This window comes from Streptococcus sp. CCUG 71758 (assembly GCF_011714815.1).
GTDB classification, from domain to species: Bacteria; Bacillota; Bacilli; order Lactobacillales; family Streptococcaceae; genus Streptococcus; species Streptococcus halitosis.
On sequence record NZ_RXXO01000004.1, the window covers coordinates 127,231 to 145,733 of the forward strand.

General features: G+C 41.6%; 18 protein-coding genes and 1 pseudogene. 14 read left to right on the plus strand and 5 right to left on the minus strand.

Annotated elements, in window-relative coordinates:
* Positions 1 to 157 precede the first annotated feature (157 nt).
* From racE to EKB01_RS08000, 12 genes are all read left to right on the plus strand, one after another.
* Entirely contained in the window at positions 158 to 952 is a 795-nt protein-coding gene (racE, locus tag EKB01_RS07945; RefSeq protein ID WP_000370379.1) for a glutamate racemase, read from the plus strand.
* The gene (locus EKB01_RS07950) at positions 949 to 1,920 is read left to right on the plus strand and encodes a nucleoside-triphosphate diphosphatase (RefSeq protein ID WP_167266465.1); all 972 of its coding nucleotides are present in this window, start codon (positions 949 to 951) and stop codon (positions 1,918 to 1,920) included. Before racE ends, EKB01_RS07950 begins: the two co-directional genes overlap by 4 nt.
* The gene (locus EKB01_RS07955) at positions 1,896 to 2,417 is read left to right on the plus strand and encodes a metallophosphoesterase (protein ID WP_001118944.1); all 522 of its coding nucleotides are present in this window, start codon (positions 1,896 to 1,898) and stop codon (positions 2,415 to 2,417) included. Before EKB01_RS07950 ends, EKB01_RS07955 begins: the two co-directional genes overlap by 25 nt.
* Complete coding sequence (gene cbpB / locus EKB01_RS07960; RefSeq protein ID WP_000560696.1) at positions 2,414 to 2,875, plus strand: cyclic-di-AMP-binding protein CbpB; 462 nt, start codon at positions 2,414 to 2,416, stop codon at positions 2,873 to 2,875. Before EKB01_RS07955 ends, cbpB begins: the two co-directional genes overlap by 4 nt.
* Positions 2,872 to 3,606 carry a site-specific tyrosine recombinase XerD gene (gene xerD, locus EKB01_RS07965; RefSeq protein WP_279586245.1) on the plus strand — a complete coding sequence of 245 codons (735 nt, stop codon included), beginning with the start codon at positions 2,872 to 2,874 and terminating at the stop codon, positions 3,604 to 3,606. The genes cbpB and xerD overlap by 4 nt, the downstream gene beginning before the upstream one ends.
* Complete coding sequence (locus EKB01_RS07970) at positions 3,606 to 4,334, plus strand: segregation/condensation protein A (RefSeq protein ID WP_167266471.1); 729 nt, start codon at positions 3,606 to 3,608, stop codon at positions 4,332 to 4,334. Before xerD ends, EKB01_RS07970 begins: the two co-directional genes overlap by 1 nt.
* An 18-nt stretch (positions 4,335 to 4,352) precedes the next feature.
* Positions 4,353 to 4,922, plus strand: coding sequence for an SMC-Scp complex subunit ScpB (gene scpB / locus EKB01_RS07975; RefSeq protein WP_000105285.1), 570 nt, complete (start codon positions 4,353 to 4,355; stop codon positions 4,920 to 4,922).
* Positions 4,909 to 5,631, plus strand: coding sequence for a pseudouridine synthase (locus EKB01_RS07980; RefSeq protein WP_001222228.1), 723 nt, complete (start codon positions 4,909 to 4,911; stop codon positions 5,629 to 5,631). The genes scpB and EKB01_RS07980 overlap by 14 nt, the downstream gene beginning before the upstream one ends.
* Positions 5,631 to 5,870, plus strand: coding sequence for a membrane protein insertion efficiency factor YidD (yidD, locus tag EKB01_RS07985; protein ID WP_167266474.1), 240 nt, complete (start codon positions 5,631 to 5,633; stop codon positions 5,868 to 5,870). Before EKB01_RS07980 ends, yidD begins: the two co-directional genes overlap by 1 nt.
* 153 nt (positions 5,871 to 6,023) lie before the next feature.
* Positions 6,024 to 8,744 (plus strand): Sgo0707 family adhesin, encoded by a 2,721-nt coding sequence (locus EKB01_RS07990; protein WP_243830658.1) that lies wholly within the window; start codon positions 6,024 to 6,026, stop codon positions 8,742 to 8,744.
* A gap of 53 nt (positions 8,745 to 8,797) precedes the next feature.
* Positions 8,798 to 10,261, plus strand: coding sequence for an isopeptide-forming domain-containing fimbrial protein (locus EKB01_RS07995; protein WP_084853040.1), 1,464 nt, complete (start codon positions 8,798 to 8,800; stop codon positions 10,259 to 10,261).
* Positions 10,262 to 10,331: 70 nt separating this feature from the next.
* The gene (locus EKB01_RS08000) at positions 10,332 to 11,189 is read left to right on the plus strand and encodes a class C sortase (RefSeq protein ID WP_167266479.1); all 858 of its coding nucleotides are present in this window, start codon (positions 10,332 to 10,334) and stop codon (positions 11,187 to 11,189) included.
* 155 nt (positions 11,190 to 11,344) lie between these two features.
* Here the strand turns inward: EKB01_RS08000 and EKB01_RS08005 are convergent.
* From EKB01_RS08005 to EKB01_RS08020, 4 genes and pseudogenes are all read right to left on the minus strand, one after another.
* Positions 11,345 to 12,316 (minus strand): annotated as a pseudogene (locus EKB01_RS08005) (siderophore ABC transporter substrate-binding protein).
* A 98-nt stretch (positions 12,317 to 12,414) separates the two neighbouring features.
* Positions 12,415 to 13,167, minus strand: coding sequence for an ABC transporter ATP-binding protein (locus tag EKB01_RS08010; protein ID WP_084853037.1), 753 nt, complete (start codon positions 13,165 to 13,167; stop codon positions 12,415 to 12,417).
* Positions 13,164 to 14,120, minus strand: coding sequence for an iron chelate uptake ABC transporter family permease subunit (locus EKB01_RS08015; RefSeq protein ID WP_167266482.1), 957 nt, complete (start codon positions 14,118 to 14,120; stop codon positions 13,164 to 13,166). Before EKB01_RS08015 ends, EKB01_RS08010 begins: the two co-directional genes overlap by 4 nt.
* Positions 14,110 to 15,069 carry an ABC transporter permease gene (locus EKB01_RS08020; protein ID WP_084853035.1) on the minus strand — a complete coding sequence of 320 codons (960 nt, stop codon included), beginning with the start codon at positions 15,067 to 15,069 and terminating at the stop codon, positions 14,110 to 14,112. Before EKB01_RS08020 ends, EKB01_RS08015 begins: the two co-directional genes overlap by 11 nt.
* A gap of 236 nt (positions 15,070 to 15,305) precedes the next feature.
* Here EKB01_RS08020 and pepA point away from each other — a divergent pair, with 236 nt between their 5' ends.
* Complete coding sequence (gene pepA, locus EKB01_RS08025) at positions 15,306 to 16,370, plus strand: glutamyl aminopeptidase (RefSeq protein ID WP_167266484.1); 1,065 nt, start codon at positions 15,306 to 15,308, stop codon at positions 16,368 to 16,370.
* Positions 16,371 to 16,390: 20 nt separating this feature from the next.
* Positions 16,391 to 16,687 carry a bacteriocin immunity protein gene (locus tag EKB01_RS08030; protein WP_167266487.1) on the plus strand — a complete coding sequence of 99 codons (297 nt, stop codon included), beginning with the start codon at positions 16,391 to 16,393 and terminating at the stop codon, positions 16,685 to 16,687.
* 96 nt (positions 16,688 to 16,783) lie between these two features.
* Here the strand turns inward: EKB01_RS08030 and EKB01_RS08035 are convergent, their stop codons facing one another.
* Positions 16,784 to 18,415, minus strand: coding sequence for a Na/Pi cotransporter family protein (locus EKB01_RS08035; RefSeq protein ID WP_049550431.1), 1,632 nt, complete (start codon positions 18,413 to 18,415; stop codon positions 16,784 to 16,786).
* Positions 18,416 to 18,503: the final 88 nt, after the last annotated feature.

Consider the following 18,503-nt stretch of genomic DNA (forward strand, 5'->3'; position numbering starts at 1 on the left):
AGTTCTCAAGGATAAGACTTTTTCCTTGCATTCTATTGATATTTGATTATGATTAAGAGAGAGGCAGTTGACATTCTATCAAGCTGTCGGTTAGTTCCTTCAGGACAAGGAATCATGATGAACTATCAATCAGAAAAAAGACTAGAAAGAAGACTGTATGGATAATCGACCAATTGGTTTTTTGGATTCGGGTGTCGGGGGCTTGACCGTTGTTCGTGAGCTCATGCGCCAGCTTCCCCATGAAGAAATCGTCTATATTGGAGATTCGGCACGGGCGCCCTATGGTCCCCGTCCTGCTGAGCAAATTCGTGAATATACTTGGCAGTTGGTCAACTTTCTCTTGACCAAGGATGTCAAAATGATTGTCATTGCTTGTAATACTGCGACTGCGGTCGTCTGGGAAGAAATCAAGGCTCAACTAGACATTCCCGTTCTAGGTGTGATTTTGCCAGGAGCTTCGGCAGCCATCAAGTCCAGCCAAGGTGGGAAAATCGGAGTAATTGGAACCCCCATGACGGTCCAATCAGATATCTACCGTCAGAAAATCCATGATCTGGATCCGGATTTACAGGTGGAGAGTTTGGCCTGTCCCAAGTTTGCTCCCTTGGTGGAGTCTGGTGCCCTGTCAACCAGTGTTACCAAGAAAGTGGTCTATGAAACTCTGCGTCCCTTGGTTGGAAAGGTGGATAGCCTGATTTTGGGTTGTACCCATTACCCACTCCTTCGCCCCATCATCCAAAATGTTATGGGACCAAAGGTTCAGCTCATCGATAGTGGGGCAGAGTGTGTGCGGGATATCTCGGTTTTGCTTAACTATTTTGAAATCAATCGTAGCCGAGATGCGGGACCTCTTCAACATCGTTTTTACACAACAGCCAATAGCCAAAGTTTTGCCCAGATTGGAGCAGAATGGCTGGAAAAAGAGATTCATGTGGAGCATGTAACTTTATGACAAATAAAATTTATGAATACAAGGATGACCAGGACTGGTATGTCGGTGTCTGGGATGTCTATGGAGGCATCTACAGCCTCATCAAAGATCCGCTTAATCTTGATTTTATGGATTTGGCTCGGATTTTTCGTGATGAGGAAAATGGCTTTCCGATTACGATAACGGTGATGCGCTGGTCTTCTAACTTCCGTCTGCTCTCCTTTATCGTTGAGATTTTAAATGCCGAAGCAGGCCGCAATCTAGAAGTCATCCAACGTCAGGGAGCCCTGCTCTTTGTTGAAAATGGGCAACTCCTGCATGTAGAATTGCCTAAAGAAGGAGTCGGTGTAGAAGCCTTCTTTGAAACTAGCAAGGTTAGAGAAACTCTGCTCATTGCGACTCGTAACGAAGGCAAGACCAAGGAATTCCGAGCTATCTTTGACAAGTTAGGCTACGACGTGGAAAATCTCAATGACTATCCAGATCTGCCTGAAGTAGCCGAAACTGGTATGACCTTTGAAGAAAATGCTCGACTTAAAGCAGAAACTATTTCCCAATTAACAGGCAAGATGGTGCTAGCAGATGACTCAGGTCTCAAAGTCGATGTCCTCGGCGGTTTGCCAGGAGTCTGGTCAGCCCGTTTTGCAGGTGTGGGAGCAACTGACCGTGAAAACAATGCCAAGCTCTTGCACGAATTGGCCATGGTCTTTGAACTCAAGGACCGTTCAGCACAGTTCCACACAACCCTAGTCGTAGCTAGTCCAAACAAGGAAAGCTTGGTTGTTGAAGCTGACTGGCCAGGTTATATTAACTTTGAACCCAAGGGCGAAAATGGCTTTGGATATGATCCCCTTTTCCTTGTGGGAGAGACAGGCAAGTCAGCAGCCGAATTAACCCTTGAAGAAAAAAATAGCCAATCTCACCGTGCCTTAGCCGTTAAGAAACTTTTGGAGGTATTTCCATCATGGCAAAGCAAACCATCATTGTAATGAGTGACTCACATGGCGATAGCTTGATTGTGGAAGAAATTCGTGACCGCTATCTAGGTAAAGTTGATGCCATTTTTCACGATGGTGACTCAGAACTCCGTCCAGACTCTCCGCTCTGGGAGGGCATCCATGTCGTCAAAGGCAACATGGACTTTTATGCTGGTTATCCAGAACGTTTGGTGACTCAACTTGGTCCGACCAAAATCATCCAGACCCATGGACACTTGTTTGATATCAATTTCAACTTTCAAAAGTTGGACTACTGGGCTCAGGAAGAAGAAGCGGACATCTGTCTTTATGGTCACTTACATGTGCCAAATGCTTGGATGGAAGGCAAAACACTCTTTTTAAATCCAGGATCCATCAGCCAACCACGAGGAACCATCAGAGAATGCCTCTATGCCCGTGTGGAGATTGATGACAGCTATTTTAAAGTAGACTTTTTGACACGTGATCATGAGGTTTATCCAGGTCTGTCCAAGGAGTTTGCTCGATGATTGCCAAGGAATTTGAAGCATTTTTATTGGAGCAGGAAGAGACTTTTCTTACCCCTGCTGAGAATCTAGCAGCCTTGATTGATACCCATAACGCTGACCATGCAATTTTGGTATTGAGTCAAATCACCTATACCCGTATCCCTGTTGTGACTTTTGACAAACGCTTTGTCGGAACCATTGGTCTGAGAGACATTTTGGCTTATCAAATGGAGCAAGGTTTGACGGATGAACAGATGGCAACGACAGACATCGTCAATATGACCAAGACAGATGTGGCAGTCGTCGCTCCAGACTATAACATCACTGAAGTCCTCCATAAACTGGTAGATGAACCCTTCTTGCCAGTGGTAGATGATGAAGGAATTTTCCAAGGAATCATCACGCGTAAGTCCATCCTAAAGGCAGTTAATGCCCTCTTGCACGACTTTAGTAAGGAATATGAGATTCGATGCAAATGAGAGATAGCATTTCAGCCTTTTTAGAGAAAAAGCAGGGCTTGTCTGCCAATTCAAAGCAGTCTTACAGGTATGATCTGGAGCAATTTTTAGATATGGTAGGGGAGCGAATCTCTGAGACCAGTCTCAAGATTTACCAAGGCCAGCTAGCCAATCTAAAAATCAGCGCCCAGAAGCGAAAACTTTCGGCCTGTAACCAATTTCTCTACTTTCTCTATCAAAAAGGTGAAGTGGACAGTTTTTACCGTCTGGAATTAGCCAAACAAGCTGAAAAGAAGACTGAAAAGCCAGAGATTCTAAATTTAGACTCTTTTTGGCAGGAAAGTAATTATCCAGAAGGACGCTTGCTGGCGCTTCTTATCTTGGAGCTAGGACTCTTACCAAGTGAGATTTTAGCCCTTAAGGTTGCAGATATCAATCTGGATTTTCAGGTATTGCGAATTAACAAGGCTTCCCAACAGAGGATTGTAGCCATACCCACGACCTTGATTCCAGAGCTAGAACCCTTGATGGGGCAGATCTATCTCTTTGAAAGGGGAGAGAAAGCCTATTCTCGTCAGTGGGCCTTTCGACAGCTGGAGTCTTTTGTCAAGGAGAAAGGTTTCCCAACCTTATCCGCTCAAGCCTTGCGGGAACAGTTCATTCTAAGACAGATAGAAAAGAAGGTCGATTTGTACGAAATTGCAAAAAAATTAGGATTAAAAACAGTCCTGACCTTAGAAAAATATAGATAATGGATATTAAATTAAAAGATTTTGAAGGGCCCCTGGACCTGCTCTTGCACTTGGTTTCTAAGTACCAGATGGATATCTACGATGTGCCCATTACAGAAGTTATCGAACAGTATCTAGCCTATGTCTCAACTCTGCAGGCCATGCGTCTGGAAGTAACGGGCGAGTATATGGTTATGGCCAGTCAGCTGATGCTGATCAAGAGCCGCAAGCTCTTGCCAAAAGTAGCAGAAGTGACAGACTTGGAGGATGACCTGGAGCAGGACCTTCTCTCCCAAATCGAAGAATACCGCAAGTTCAAGCTCTTGGGTGAGCACTTGGAGGCTAAGCACCAAGATCGGGCTCAGTACTACTCCAAAGCGCCAACAGAGTTGATTTACGAGGAAGCAGAACTTGTACATGACAAGACGACCATTGACCTCTTTTTGGCTTTTTCAAATATCCTAGCCAAGAAAAAAGAGGAGTTCGCTCAGAACCACACGACCATCCTGCGCGATGAGTATAAGATTGAGGACATGATGGTCATCGTAAAAGAGTCCTTGACTGGACGAAACCAGTTGCGTTTGCAGGATTTGTTTAAGGAAGCCCAGAATGTTCAAGAGGTTATTACCCTCTTTTTGGCAACCCTAGAGTTAATCAAAACTCAGGAATTAATCCTCGTGCAAGAGGAGAGTTTCGGAGATATCTATCTTATGGAAAAGAAGGAAGAAAATCAAGAGGCACAAAGCTAGACTTGATAGAGAGGAAAGATGAGTACTTTAGCAGAAATAGAAGCGCTCTTATTTGTAGCAGGTGAAGATGGGATTCGAGTTCGCCAGTTGGCTGAACTCCTCTCACTTCCACCGACAGGCATCCAACAGAGTTTAGAAAAATTAGCCCAGAAGTATGAAAAAGACCAAGATTCGAGCTTGTCTCTGATTGAGACAGGTGGCGCATACAGATTGGTCACCAAGCCTCAATTTGCAGCGATTTTGAAGGAATACTCCAAGGCACCCATCAACCAAAGTTTGTCTCGGGCTGCTCTTGAAACCTTGTCCATCATTGCCTACAAGCAGCCGATTACCCGAATTGAGATTGATGCTATTCGTGGGGTTAATTCTAGTGGAGCTCTAGCTAAGCTACAAGCTTTTGAATTGATAAGAGAAGATGGAAAGAAAGAAGTGTTGGGCCGCCCCAACCTCTATGTGACTACGGATTATTTCCTAGATTACATGGGGATTAACCATTTGGAAGAACTGCCAGTGATTGATGAGCTTGAGATTCAAGCCCAAGAAAGCCAATTATTTGGTGAAAGGATAGAAGAAGATGAGAATCAATAAGTATATTGCCCACGCAGGTGTGGCCAGTAGGAGAAAAGCAGAAGAGTTGATCAAGCAAGGCTTGGTAACCGTCAACGGCCAAGTGGTGCGTGAACTAGCGACGACCATCAAGTCTGGTGACAAGGTCGAAGTGGAAGGCCAGCCCATCTACAACGAAGAAAAGGTCTACTATTTGCTTAACAAACCACGCGGAGTGATTTCCAGTGTGACAGACGACAAGGGCCGCAAGACTGTTGTAGATCTCTTGCCTAATGTCAAAGAACGTATTTACCCAGTTGGACGTTTGGACTGGGATACATCAGGTGTCTTGATTTTAACCAATGATGGGGACTTTACAGACGAGATGATTCACCCCCGTAATGAGATTGACAAGGTCTATGTCGCGCGTGTTAAAGGTGTGGCTAATAAGGACAATCTCCGCCCCTTGACCCGCGGTCTTGAGATTGATGGCAAGAAAACCAAGCCAGCTGTTTATGAAATTCTCAAAGTGGATCCAGTCAAAAACCGCTCTGTGGTACAGTTGACTATCCATGAAGGGCGTAACCATCAGGTTAAAAAGATGTTTGAAGCCGTCGGTCTTCAAGTTGATAAACTGTCTCGGACACGTTTTGGACACTTAGACTTGACAGGTCTTCGTCCAGGAGAATCCCGTCGCCTTAATAAAAAAGAAATCAGCCAACTACACACTATGGCTGTAACCAAGAAATAATGAAACGCATCTTAATAGCGCCAGTACGCTTTTACCAACGTTTTATCTCACCAGCCTTTCCACCCTCTTGTCGCTTTGAGCCGACTTGTTCCAACTACATGATTCAGGCTATTGAAAAACATGGCTTCAAGGGTGTTCTGATGGGCTTGGCTCGAATTTTCCGATGCCATCCTTGGTCGAAAACAGGTAAGGACCCCGTCCCAGACCACTTTTCCCTCAAACGGAATCAAGAAGAGTAAGTCAGTATAATCATCACCTTTTCTGTTAAAACATCTCAATATATATATAAATTTAATTTTTTACTTATATTGATTTTTAAAGTGAAATAATGTAAAATATTTAAGGATAAGCTAAATTTTTTGGATATAAAAAGGGAGGAACTCCACACTATGATGAAGAGAGTGTACAAAAAAGCTGTATTGTTTTTTATTACAATCATCAGTCTTTTATGTATAATATTTCCATTAGAGAGCTCGTCTGCTCTAACAAGGAGTAGGAATGATATCGATTTATCTAATATCAATTTATATCAGTTCGCTTTGAGACAGGAAAATATGGAAATTTTGAGTCAAAATGGCTCAGTAGTAAAGGATGTTGTGCCAGCTAATGGTAACTGGAAGAATAGTACAGTATTTTCATTAAAGGTAGATAAAACAAAGGAAAATCAGGATTTTTCAGAACCACTTGCTTTGAAGTTTACTAATGCAGGTACAGTTTATGATAAGGTTGTAGATGTATATATCACCGTTAATAGTGTGACAACACACCTTGCATCTAAAAATGGTGATTATAATAACAACGCAAAAACAGTTGTCCCTTTTTTAACAGTGGACGAAAATTGGGGGACGAAATCAATCCAAATAATGGATTATATCTATCCTTCTCATCCTACCGTCACTCATGATATGTATCAAACTTATTGGTTCGATGCTAATGTAACAGCTGAGTTGAGATATCAGGATGGCACGCCTTGTGATTTAAAGATGGTTATGAACCCTTCTGATATTGATGTTATTAGTAGGGGTCTAAAAGAGTCATTCTCGTTATATAATATTGACAATACGATTGATAAGATAGTGGAGAATAACGCCAACAATCTTAACGAGTCTACTAGTGGGAATAAAACAACATGGTTACCTACAAACCCTGCTGGAACAAGTGGGGATTGGAATGAGCATAATATAACGGGTCTTGCAGTTCGTTCAGTAGATAATAAAATGTCCTTTTCTTATGGAACAACGGCTGTGTGTGGTGGACTCTTTGGGTTCTACACTGAGGTGCCCTCTACACCGCCTACAAAAGAAGTAGATAAAAACGCTATTACACCAGTAGTTGGTCAGGAGTTGACGTATACAACTAAATACAAGATGCCGGTTCCAGGTAAGGATGTTATCGATGACTTAACTTCCATGAAGATGATTGATACTTTTGATGAACGATTAGACTATAAGAGTCTGACTGTTCAGCTTGAAGGACAGACCTTAACGGAAGGAACGGATTATACTGTAACGGTTGAGAAACAAAAGGTGACAGTTACTATTGATCAAAAACATCTAAAACGAGGCAATGGTGGCCAGAATTATACGATTACCTATAAGACGGTAACAAATGACAAAATTCTCCAAAACGGTACAGAAATTGAGAACCGTGTTACTCAAGAGATAGACAATGTTCCGTCTCACTCAAACACTGTTACGACAAAGGTTTTATATAAGAAAACGCATGAATTTATCAGTGGTACACCAGATAAAACGTTACCACAAGCCGTTCTAGATTTATTACCAGCGGATCAATTAAATATTCCAAATGGAACAACCGTGACACCGGATCAACCCAAAAATGGTATTACAAAAGTCAGCGTTCCTGAAGGTAATTGGGTCTTTAAGGGATATGATAAAAATTCTGAGGTTATCAATAACAAAGACGCTCATTTTATTGGGAAATGGGTTATTGAAGAATATACCAAACCTGTTAAAGATGTTCAAAATGATTCAGGTACAACGATTAATGGTAAAGCCGTCCAACCGGGAGATGTTTTAACCTATACTATAAAATATACCAATACAACTGATAGTGATCGTGATGTTACTATAACAGATACTATTCCAAAGCTAACAACCTATGTAGATAATTCTGCAGATAATAGTGGTGCATATGCTGATGGTAAACTTACTTGGGTAAAAAGAGTTTTGAAGGATGAGACCTTCGTAGTTACATTTAAAGTAAGAGTAAACGAGAACGTTGATGGTGAGGAAATTATCAACACTGGGCATGTGAGTGATGGATTAATGGATGTGGATACCAATCCAACTAATAATCCAACGCCTAAAAAACCTAAAAAAGATGTTGTAAATGATTCAAATATTAGTATTGATGGTGAAAAAGTTCAGTGGGGGCAGGTTCTAACTTACACAGTAACTTACCAGAACACAACTGGAGAGTCACGTGATGTTACTATAACAGATACTATTCCTAAGTACACCACTTATATTGAAGACTCGGTAGACAATGAGGGAACATTCACTAATGGTAAGATTACTTGGACAAAGAATGTTGCTAACGGCGAAATCTTCAAGGTGTCCTTTAAAGTGAAAGTTAATGATGATGCTAATGATAAATTGATTGAGAACACAGCCCAAGTAGCATCTGGAGACAATGAAGTTAAAACCAATACAACGAAAAATTCAACGCCAACTAGAACCAGTGTCAAAGTGACAAAAGTGTGGGATGATTACAATGATAAATATAAAAAACGTCCACAATCTATTGTCGTTAACCTATTAGCAGATGGTGAAGTTATTCAAACTACGACGATTGTTGCTGATGCAAATGGAAATTGGATGCATGAATTTACTAATTTACCAGAATATACAAGTAATGACAAAAAGATAGATTATACTGTTAGTGAAGATGTAGTTAAGGGTTATGATACAACATACTCTGCTAACAATAATGGGAATATAACAATCACAAATACTGTTCAAAAGGAGTATGGTTTGCCTGGAACAGGAGGTAAGGGAGTATTGTTATATATGATTGTTGGAGGAATAATGATCGTAGTTTCAGTTGTTCTTTTAGTTTTACGTCGTAAGCAACACGTAAGAAAATATTAATTACGATCTGTTCTTTATAAAAAATAAAATAATTTATTTCAAGGAGAATAAACATGAAAAAAATAAAATGGTCATTAATGGGCTTTATAGCTGTATTAATGATGATTGTTAGCAATAAGGTATTTGCTAGTGATACCTATACGGTGACCTTAAATGGAACAACAACAGGTCATACTTATGAAGTTTACCAAATCTTTAGTGGGGACTTATCGAATAGTACTCTTTCAAATATAAAATGGGGGAAGGGTGTCAGTGCAGCTGGACAAACAGCCCTTGGTGATGCCGTGGCTAAAGCTGAGAGTTTAGATGGGAAGGCTACAGATGCGACAGAAGCACAGCAATTTGCTAAAGAGGTTGCATTATATCTGCAGACCCCTTCTGCAACAGTAGTAAGTACAGAGACAACAACAATCATTTCAGGTTTATCTGCAGGATACTACTTGATCAAAGATAAAGAAGGAACGCAAAATGGTACTAATGATGCGTATACTCGCTTTATTCTAGAGGTGGTTAAGAATACACAAGCAGAATTGAAATCAGATGTTCCCAAAATTGAAAAGAAAGTTCAATCAGGAGATGATTATCGTGATGCAGCTAGTTATGCAATTGGAGAGTCAATACCTTATCAATTGACAGCTACATTGCCAAGCAATTATGAATCCTATAAAGAATACTATCTTTCATTTAATGATTCATTGTCTTCTGGTTTAACTTATAATAATGATGCGAAAGTCTATGTTGTGAATGGTTCTACTGAGCAGGAAATAACAAACAAATTTACAATTGCTGCGGATGGCTCAAGTTATGTAGTGAATGACTTGAAAACTGTGTCAGAAGATGATCGCGGTCAAACAGTAAATATTACAAAAGATTCAAAGATTGTTGTGCGTTATACAGCGAAACTTAATGAAAGTGCAGTAATTGGATCAACAGGAAATTCAAATACAGCTAGCTTAACCTATTCAAACAATCCAAATAGTACAGGTGGTGGAAGTAAGGGAGTGACACCAAAGGATAAAGTTGTTGTCTTTACTTATCAAGTCATTGTAAATAAAGTGGATCAAGATTCAAGAACTCCTCTTAAAGGAGCAGGTTTCACACTTTATAAAAAAGATTCTACTGGAGTCTACAATAAAGTAGAAGAGATAACAGCCGGCGAAACTACGACTTTTACATTTAAAGGTCTTAATGTTGGCGATTATAAACTTTCTGAGACGGTTACACCTGCTGGTTACAATACAATTGCAGACGTAGAGTTTACAATTTCTGCCAATGTGGATAAAGCGTCTGATAACCCAATTTTAAATACATTAGAGGCGACGTCAACGTCTACTAATAAACTGGTGTTTACTTCTAATATTGTCGATGGCTCATTAACCACTACAGTTGTCAATAAGAAAGGTTCCATTCTTCCTTCAACAGGTAGTGTTGGAACAACAATGCTGTATGTTATGGGTTCGCTCTTAGTGATTGGAGCAGGAATTTTACTAGCTGTAAGAAAGAAAACAAATAATTAAGATTATAAAAAGGAGATAGTTTATAATATCTATCTCCTTCATTTGATTAAAAGGGGGTGAGGTGTCCGGTATGATTTCTTTTATTAAGAGGCAATTTGTTACTATTTTGTTGATTGTCCTTTTATTAAGTGGTTTATCGTTAATATTATATCCAACATTTAGTGATATTTGGAATTCTTATCACCAGTCAGAAGCCATTGCATCCTATAAGCGTGATGTAGAAATAATAAATCAACAAGAAAAAGATAAACAACTGTCTGAAGCGGAACTGTACAATAAGCAGTTACCTATCGGTGTCAATCCTCATCTCAATCTTACCAAGGATGAGGAGGAAAGGTACAACACAACATTGGATATTACTGGTACTGGAATCATGGCTTATGTGGAAATACCAAAATTAAACACCAAGCTCCCAATTTACCATGGTACTGATGAAGCTGTGTTGGAGATAGCAATTGGACACATTGCGGGGACATCCCTTCCCATCGGAGGGGTGGGAACACATTCCGTTATTTCGGGACACCGTGGTCTCCCTTCAGCAAAACTATTTACAAATTTAAATGAGCTGGAAAATGGAGATACGTTTATGATTCATATTTTAGATAAAACTCTAATTTATGAAGTGGATCAGAGTTTAACGGTGCTTCCTGAAGATTTATCTGCTCTACAAATAGATTCTCAAAAAGATTATTGTACTCTGGTTACATGTACTCCTTATGGTGTTAATACTCATCGTTTATTGGTTAGAGGACATAGGGTATTTAAAGAGGGACTGAGTGAATCAAAAGATTCAGTAGCAGACTCTTCGTTTATACGTATTTCTCTCACTATAATGCTAATCATCTTTGCCTTTGCTTTAATATTTATCTTTTTTAGGAAAAAGAAATATCAGCAGACTTATAGACGATCAAAAAGAGGGAGACGCTAATTTTCAAAACTACAATTAGAGATAACTATACTGTTTTTATAAGGAATTTTCTTTTGGTTCCTAATAGGAGAAGACCCCGTCCCAGACCACTTTTTCCTCAAATGAAATCAAGAAGAAAAATAAACCCAACATCACCTGATGTTGGGTTTTCTTGCTTATTTCAAAGCTTTTTGAGCGTCTTCAATCATGAGTTTAGTTGATTCAAGACCGCCACCGCTTAGATACCATAGGTCTGGTGTTAGTTGGACAATTTTACCATTTTTAGCGGCAGGAGTTTCAGCGATGAGGGCATTTTCTAGGACGCCGTCGTTGCTTGAGTTGTCCCCACCGATGGCAAGGGTACGGTTGATGACAAAGAGGATGTCAGGATTGATTTCTTTCACACTTTCAAAGCTGACTTCTTGTCCGTGGCGAGAGTCTTCAAATTGAGTATCAGTTGGTTTGAATTTCAAGGTTTGATACAAGAAAGAGAAACGAGATTGGGCACCAAAGGCAGCCATTTTTCCTTCATTGAGGAGGATAGCAAGGGCTTTTTTGTCAGAACTTTCGTTTTTAGTAGCGACTTCTTGAATGCTCTTATCCAGATTTGCCAATTCTTCTTTGGCTTTCTGTGTACCAGTTTCGCCAAAGGCGCTTGCTAGGGATTCGATGTTGGCCTTGGTAGAAGTCCAGTAGTCGTCCTTGCTTGCTTGGAAGAGCACGGTTGGAGCGATTTCTTTGAACTTGTCTACGAATTTTTGGGTACGTGGAGAAGCGATAATCAAATCCGGTTCAAGAGCAGCAATGGCTTCTAGGTCTGGCTACACCATAGAACCAACATTGTTGACATTTCCTGCAAGATCTTTTAGGTAAGTCGGAACAGTTTTTGTAGGCATTCCGACGATATTCTTTTCAAATCCTAAAGCGCGAATAGTATCCGCAGCACCGAGGTCGAAGGTCACAATCTTTTCAGGAACCTTTGAAAGTTTGACCTCGTCTAGTGAACTTTTAATGGTTACCTCTGTTGGAGCAGAGCTACTTGTCTCTGTCTGGCTAGTGCTTGAGTTTGTATTTGTACTACATGCACCAAGTAAGAGCAAGAAGCTGGCAGCTAGGGCAGTGAGATAAAGTTTAAGGGATGTTTTCATGATTTCTCCTTTTTAAAATGTGATAACGATGTAGGGAGTCTCTTAGATAGGCTTGTTAGCTAAGAGACAGAGGGTTCTCTAACATGAGTTCAGAATAGCTAGCTATAGATACAGATCTTTTTGCCATTGATATCAGCCAGCGTGATGGGAATCTCATAGAGTTGACTGAGCAGGTCAGCCTGCATGATTTGAGCAGTCGTTCCCTTGCAAAAGACTTGACCGTCTTTAAAGGCAACAATTTCATCCGCATATTGGCTAGCCATATTGATATCGTGGAGGACGATGATAATGGTCTTCCCTAGTTCCTCCACCAGTCGCCGAAGGATCTGCATCATGCTGACGCTTTGCTTGATATCAAGATTGTTGAGCGGTTCGTCTAGCAAGATAAAATCTGTATCCTGAGCCAAAACCATGGCGATAAAAACACGTTGGAGTTGTCCGCCAGACAGACTATCGATGTAGCGGTTTTTTAAGTTTGTCAGTTCCAGATAGTCAAGGGTTTCTCGGATTTTTTCCCAGTCCTCTGCTCTCAGTCTACCTCGACTGTAGGGAAAACGTCCAAAGCTGACCAGTTCTTCTACAGTCAATTTGGCTTGGTAATTGATCTTCTGCTTTAGGATGGTGAGCTCTTTGGCCAGTTCTTGCGAATTCCAACTCTCGATTTCACGGCCTTTGATGCTGAGAATTCCCTGATCCTTCTTGGTCAGTCTGCTCATGATGGAGAGGAGAGTTGATTTTCCAGCACCATTTGGACCAATGAAAGCTGTCAGTTTCTGAGGACTGATTTCAAGGGAAATGTCTTGTAAAATATCCTGTTTTTGAATGGATTTGTCAATGTTTTCCAGTTTCACCGACGCGCCCTCCTGTAAAGTAAGATAAAGAATAAGAGACCTCCAACGCTCTCAATAATCATGCTGATGCGAATTTCCAGTGCAAAGACTCGTTCGATGAGGGCTTGCCCCAAAGTCAAACTAATAAATCCAATCAGAATGGCTACGATAAAGAGCAACTTGTGCCGATAATCTTTGACGATTAGGTAGGTAAGATTGGCCAGCATAAAGCCGAAGAAGGCCATAGGCCCTACCAAGGCAGTGGCTGTTGAGGTCAAGAGCACGATGCCCCAGAGGAGTTCTCTCTGTTCTTTTTCAACATCTAGTCCCAGTATCTGAGCCGTTTCTCTTTGCAGGTGCAAGACATCTAGAATGACTGCTTTTCGAAAGAAAAAGATTGTCAAGGCGAGGATGATCAGAGAACCGATGGCTAGGATGGAAGTGTTGAGATGCTGAAAGGAGGCAAAGAGACTGTTCTGCAGTTTATCGTATTCATTTGGATCCATCAGAACTTGTAGGAAGGTACTGATATTTCGAAAGAGACTTCCCAGGGCTAGGCAGATTAGCAGAATGAAGACCAGATCTTGCTTCATCAGCGTTTTCAAGTAGCCTTGTAAGGCGAGAAAAAAGAGGGATTGAAGCAGAAGCAAGACTAGAAATTCTAAGACAGGAGACTTTCCAAGCTGTAGAAATTTGCTTTCAAATATCAGTAGTAGGGTTTGTAGCAAGACATAGAAGGCTTCGATTCCCAAAATACTTGGCGTCAGAAAGCGATTTTCCGTCAGGGTTTGAAAACTAATGGTCGAAATCCCTGTCGCGATGGCTACTAAGAGATAAACGATGATTTTTTGGGAACGCAGCTTCCAGGCAAAAGCAGACAGCTGGGTGATGGGCCAAAAGTAGAGAAGACAAGCTCCGATGGCCAGAATAATGAGAAGGCAGAAGAGCTTGGTATGTTTGCTTTTAAACTGCATCCTTTTGTCCCCCTCTCCATAGAAGTAGGATAAAGACGAGACTACCGATGATTCCTAGCAGGAGACTGACAGACAGCTCATAGGGCCGAATCAAGACTCGAGAGAGGATATCACAGGCCAGAACCAGATTGGCGCCGACCAGAGCGACCATGAGTTTGGTTTGGCTCAGATTATCTCCATAGCGCTTGCGGACAAGATTGGGAACGATGACCCCGAGAAATGGCAAGGCACCCACGGTAATCATGGTGACACTTGTCGTTAGTGCCACTAGAAAAAGGGCCAGTTTTTCAAGTAGAGAGTAAGAAATCCCCAAACTTTCACTGGTTTCCTTGCCCAGATTCATGATGGTGAAGGTTTGGGATAATTTCCAAACGGCTATCAGGATAATGAGGCCTAAGAAGAGCCACTCATACTGATGGGTCTGAATCATGGAGAAGGAGCCCTGGGTCCAAGCAGTCATACTCTGAACCAGATTGAAACGATAGGCGATAACTTCTGTGACAGAACCGATAATCCCACTATAGATGATCCCGATCAAGGGCAACATCCACCTCTCCTTTACAGAAAAAATAGTCATAAAGGCCAGGAAGAAGAGGGTAAATAAGATGGATGAGCCAAAAGCAAAGAGCATCTTTTGGGTCAGACTCGCAGACGGAAAGACAAAGAGGCTTAACACCATTCCCAGTTTGGCGGCTTCAGTCGTTCCGACTGTACTCGGAGCAGCAAACTGATTTTGAGTAATGGTCTGCATGAGGAGTCCTGCCATGCTCATACTGGAGGCAGCCAGGAGAATACTGATGGTTCTTGGAAGACGCGACTCTTGAAAGAGAAGCCAAGTCTGCTGGTCAAAAGCAAAGAATTTTTCCCAAGAAAAATCACTGGTTCCAATACTAATGGAGAGAAAGACCAGGAGTAGAAGTAAGCCTGTTAAAATATGAGAGAGTTTCATGCCCCGTCCTTTCTTGTAGATTTGGTATCGAAAGATACCTGCGGATATAAATGTAACACGATTTCTTTAATCTGTCAATAAATTTTCTGACAATTTAATGTAAAAAGAAAGAAAAATTCCTGAAATTACATCTGCCCCTCTATTTTATAGGATAAACTAGTAAAAACTAATCCAATTTCCTACTATCCTTCTCCTATAAAAAGTGGTAAAATGGAGGACAGAAAGAAGGAACTGATATGACAACATTATTTTCAAAAATCAAAGAAGTAACAGAGCTTGCTGCAATCTCAGGTCATGAAGCGCCTGTCCGGACTTATCTTCGTGAAAAGTTTACACCACATGTGGATGAAGTGGTGACAGATGGCTTAGGTGGTATTTTCGGTATCAAGCATTCAGAAGCTGCCGATGCACCACGCGTCTTGGTCGCATCTCACATGGACGAAGTTGGTTTTATGGTCAGCGAGATTAAGCCAGACGGAACCTTCCGTGTGGTTGAAATCGGTGGCTGGAATCCTATGGTGGTCAGCAGCCAACGCTTCAAACTCTTTACTCGTGACGGTCGTGAAATTCCAGTGATCTCAGGTTCTGTCCCTCCACATTTGACTCGTGGAAAAGGTGGGCCAACCATGCCAGCCATTGCCGATATCGTTTTTGATGGTGGGTTTGCGGACAAGGCTGAGGCAGAAAGTTTTGGCATCCGTCCTGGTGACACCATTGTCCCAGATAGTTCTGCTATCTTGACAGCCAATGAAAAAAATATCATCTCAAAAGCTTGGGATAACCGCTATGGTGTCCTCATGGTGAGCGAGCTTGCAGAAGCCTTGTCAGGTCAAAAACTCGGAAATGAACTCTATCTTGGTGCCAATGTCCAAGAAGAAGTTGGACTTCGTGGCGCTCATACCTCTACAACTAAGTTTGATCCAGAAGTTTTCCTAGCCGTTGACTGTTCACCTGCTGGTGATGTTTATGGTGGCCAAGGTAAGATTGGGGACGGAACCTTGATTCGCTTCTACGATCCAGGTCACTTGCTTCTCCCAGGTATGAAGGATTTCCTTTTGACAACGGCTGAAGAAGCTGGCATCAAGTACCAATACTATTGTGGAAAAGGTGGAACAGACGCTGGAGCAGCTCATCTGAAAAATGGTGGTGTCCCATCTACAACTATCGGTGTCTGCGCTCGTTATATCCATTCTCACCAAACTCTCTACGCGATGGATGACTTCTTAGAAGCCCAAGCTTTCTTGCAAGCCTTGGTGAAAAAATTGGACCGTTCAACGGTTGATTTGATTAAACATTATTAAACATAAGGGAGGTGGTCGGGATGGTAGAACCAAACCTAGAAAGTCTTATAAAAGATCTTTATAACCATGCCCGTCAGGGTTTGAGTGAAGATTTAGTTGCTGCTCTCTTAGAGACTGCTAAAAAACTACCCACTACAAATGAGCAATTACTAGCAGTCCGACTCTCAGGACTGGTCACCCGTGAATTGCTTCTAAATCCCAAGCACCCAGCACCTGAATTGATCAACTTGGCGCGCTTTATCAAAAGAGAAGAAGCCAAGTATAGGGGCACTGCAGTTTCTGCTATCATGTTTGGAGAACTCTTTAAAATGCTTTGATTCCATTGTGAATCAAAGCATTTTTCTATATGCTACAAAAGGAATTTTTGATGAGGAGAAGAAAAAGCCATCCTATTCAGGATAGCTTCTTGGTACTTAGATTTGTTCAGCAATGACCTTTTCAGCTAGGTTCATAGCGTGGTCAGATACACGAGTGTAGTGGGAAATGATGTCGATGAAATTGACTCCAGCTTGTGTAGAACACTCACCCTTGTTAAGGCGTTTGATGTGGGTCTTTCTGAGAACGCGTTCCATATTGTTGATTTCTTTATGGCGTTCAATCAGACTTTGAGCTTTTTCAATATCATTGTTTTCCACACTATCAAGGGCATCCTTGATAAAGTCAGTAGTTTTTTGATAGATATCCGCCAATTCCTGCAAAGCAGCATCAGAGAACTGAACATTCTTACGTTGGAGGTAGTCTGTTAGGTTGAGCAAGCCTTCTGCGTGGTCCCCAATCCGTTCCAAATCACGAGATGAATCCAGGATGTTGGTCAAGACTTCGCTTTCCTTTTGACTCAAGGATTCGCTTGAGAGTCTGATGAGGTAACGAGTGAGTTTTTCATCGATGGTGTTGATGGCTTCCTCTGTCTTGTGCCCTTTTTCAGCTACCTTTTCATCCAAACCGATGATATAGGTATAAGAAAGGTCAAAAGCTTTGGCTGCATAGTTCCCCAAGTGCAAAAGTTCTTTTTTAGCATTTCCTAGAGCGATAGAAGGAGATTGCTGGATAAGTTGCTCGTCGAGATAAAGGGGCTCGTACTTGACAACCTCGTCTTCACCAGGGATGAGCTTGGTAACAAAGTAGGCCAAGGCTCCGATGAATGGAAATTGTACAATGGTGTTACTTACGTTAAAGGCACCGTGCGAGAAGGCGATGGTCATCTCAGGTGAGAGGTGAAGGAGTGCCTGGAAGTACTCGATCATAGCAGTAAAGGGGCCTAATAAGATTAAGCAAAGAATAGTTCCTAGAACGTTAAAGGTAACGTGGGTTGCCGCAACGCGTTTCGCTGAGACATTGGCTCCAGCTGCTGCGATGATCACGGTTAGGGTTGTCCCGATATTATCTCCGAAAAGAACTGGTAGGGAACCTTTAAGGTCAAGGAACCCACCTGCATAGAGGCCTTGCAAAATCCCAATTGTAGCTGAGGAAGCCTGGATGAGGACGGTAATCACTGCACCAGCTACCACTCCTAAAATAGGATTTTGTCCCAAGGTTACCATATATTCCTTGAATTGTGGTAAATCTTTAAGTGGGCTCATACCGGCACTGATGAGGTTAAGGGCGTAGAAGATTCCCCCAACACCAAACAGGATGCGCCCGATATTGTTTGCTGTTCTGTTTTTTGTAAAGAAGAGGAACATGGTTCCAAGGAAAATCAAGGGTAAAGCATACTCGCCAAGCTTGAAACCGATGATAAAGGAAGTAACGGTGGTTCCGATGTTGGCTCCCATGATAATTCCGATAGCCTGTCTAAGAGTGAGAAGACTAGCGCTGACCAGTCCGACCGTGATAACTGTAACCCCTGTACTTGACTGAATGAGGGCAGTCACGACAATCCCGACTAGAACACCTAAAAAGGGATTGCTAGTGTACTTGTCAATGTAAAAACGAAGGCGATCTCCAGCAGCTTGTTGCAAACCGTCTCCCATGGTCTTAATACTGTACAAAAACAGTCCTAGACCTCCTAAAAAGTGAAATAAAATTTCCTGCCAATTAATGGACATTTCTTTTTCCTCCGGAAAATAATAACGGAATTTCTCCTATTCTATTTTAAAGGATAAAAGTAAATCTCACAAGTGTTTAGCTGAAATT

Excerpts from the sequence above, each read along its gene's own strand:
- racE (WP_000370379.1), top strand. The coding sequence starts at position 158 with ATGGATAATCGACCAATTGGTTTTTTGGATTCGGGTGTCGGGGGCTTG.
- EKB01_RS07950 (WP_167266465.1), top strand. The coding sequence starts at position 949 with ATGACAAATAAAATTTATGAATACAAGGATGACCAGGACTGGTATGTC.
- EKB01_RS07955 (WP_001118944.1), top strand. The coding sequence starts at position 1,896 with ATGGCAAAGCAAACCATCATTGTAATGAGTGACTCACATGGCGATAGC.
- cbpB (WP_000560696.1), top strand. The coding sequence starts at position 2,414 with ATGATTGCCAAGGAATTTGAAGCATTTTTATTGGAGCAGGAAGAGACT.
- xerD (WP_279586245.1), top strand. The coding sequence starts at position 2,872 with ATGAGAGATAGCATTTCAGCCTTTTTAGAGAAAAAGCAGGGCTTGTCT.
- EKB01_RS07970 (WP_167266471.1), top strand. The coding sequence starts at position 3,606 with ATGGATATTAAATTAAAAGATTTTGAAGGGCCCCTGGACCTGCTCTTG.
- scpB (WP_000105285.1), top strand. The coding sequence starts at position 4,353 with ATGAGTACTTTAGCAGAAATAGAAGCGCTCTTATTTGTAGCAGGTGAA.
- EKB01_RS07980 (WP_001222228.1), top strand. The coding sequence starts at position 4,909 with ATGAGAATCAATAAGTATATTGCCCACGCAGGTGTGGCCAGTAGGAGA.
- yidD (WP_167266474.1), top strand. The coding sequence starts at position 5,631 with ATGAAACGCATCTTAATAGCGCCAGTACGCTTTTACCAACGTTTTATC.
- EKB01_RS07990 (WP_243830658.1), top strand. The coding sequence starts at position 6,024 with ATGAAGAGAGTGTACAAAAAAGCTGTATTGTTTTTTATTACAATCATC.
- EKB01_RS07995 (WP_084853040.1), top strand. The coding sequence starts at position 8,798 with ATGAAAAAAATAAAATGGTCATTAATGGGCTTTATAGCTGTATTAATG.
- EKB01_RS08000 (WP_167266479.1), top strand. The coding sequence starts at position 10,332 with ATGATTTCTTTTATTAAGAGGCAATTTGTTACTATTTTGTTGATTGTC.
- EKB01_RS08015 (WP_167266482.1), bottom strand. The coding sequence starts at position 14,120 with ATGCAGTTTAAAAGCAAACATACCAAGCTCTTCTGCCTTCTCATTATT.
- EKB01_RS08020 (WP_084853035.1), bottom strand. The coding sequence starts at position 15,069 with ATGAAACTCTCTCATATTTTAACAGGCTTACTTCTACTCCTGGTCTTT.
- pepA (WP_167266484.1), top strand. The coding sequence starts at position 15,306 with ATGACAACATTATTTTCAAAAATCAAAGAAGTAACAGAGCTTGCTGCA.
- EKB01_RS08030 (WP_167266487.1), top strand. The coding sequence starts at position 16,391 with ATGGTAGAACCAAACCTAGAAAGTCTTATAAAAGATCTTTATAACCAT.
- EKB01_RS08035 (WP_049550431.1), bottom strand. The coding sequence starts at position 18,415 with ATGTCCATTAATTGGCAGGAAATTTTATTTCACTTTTTAGGAGGTCTA.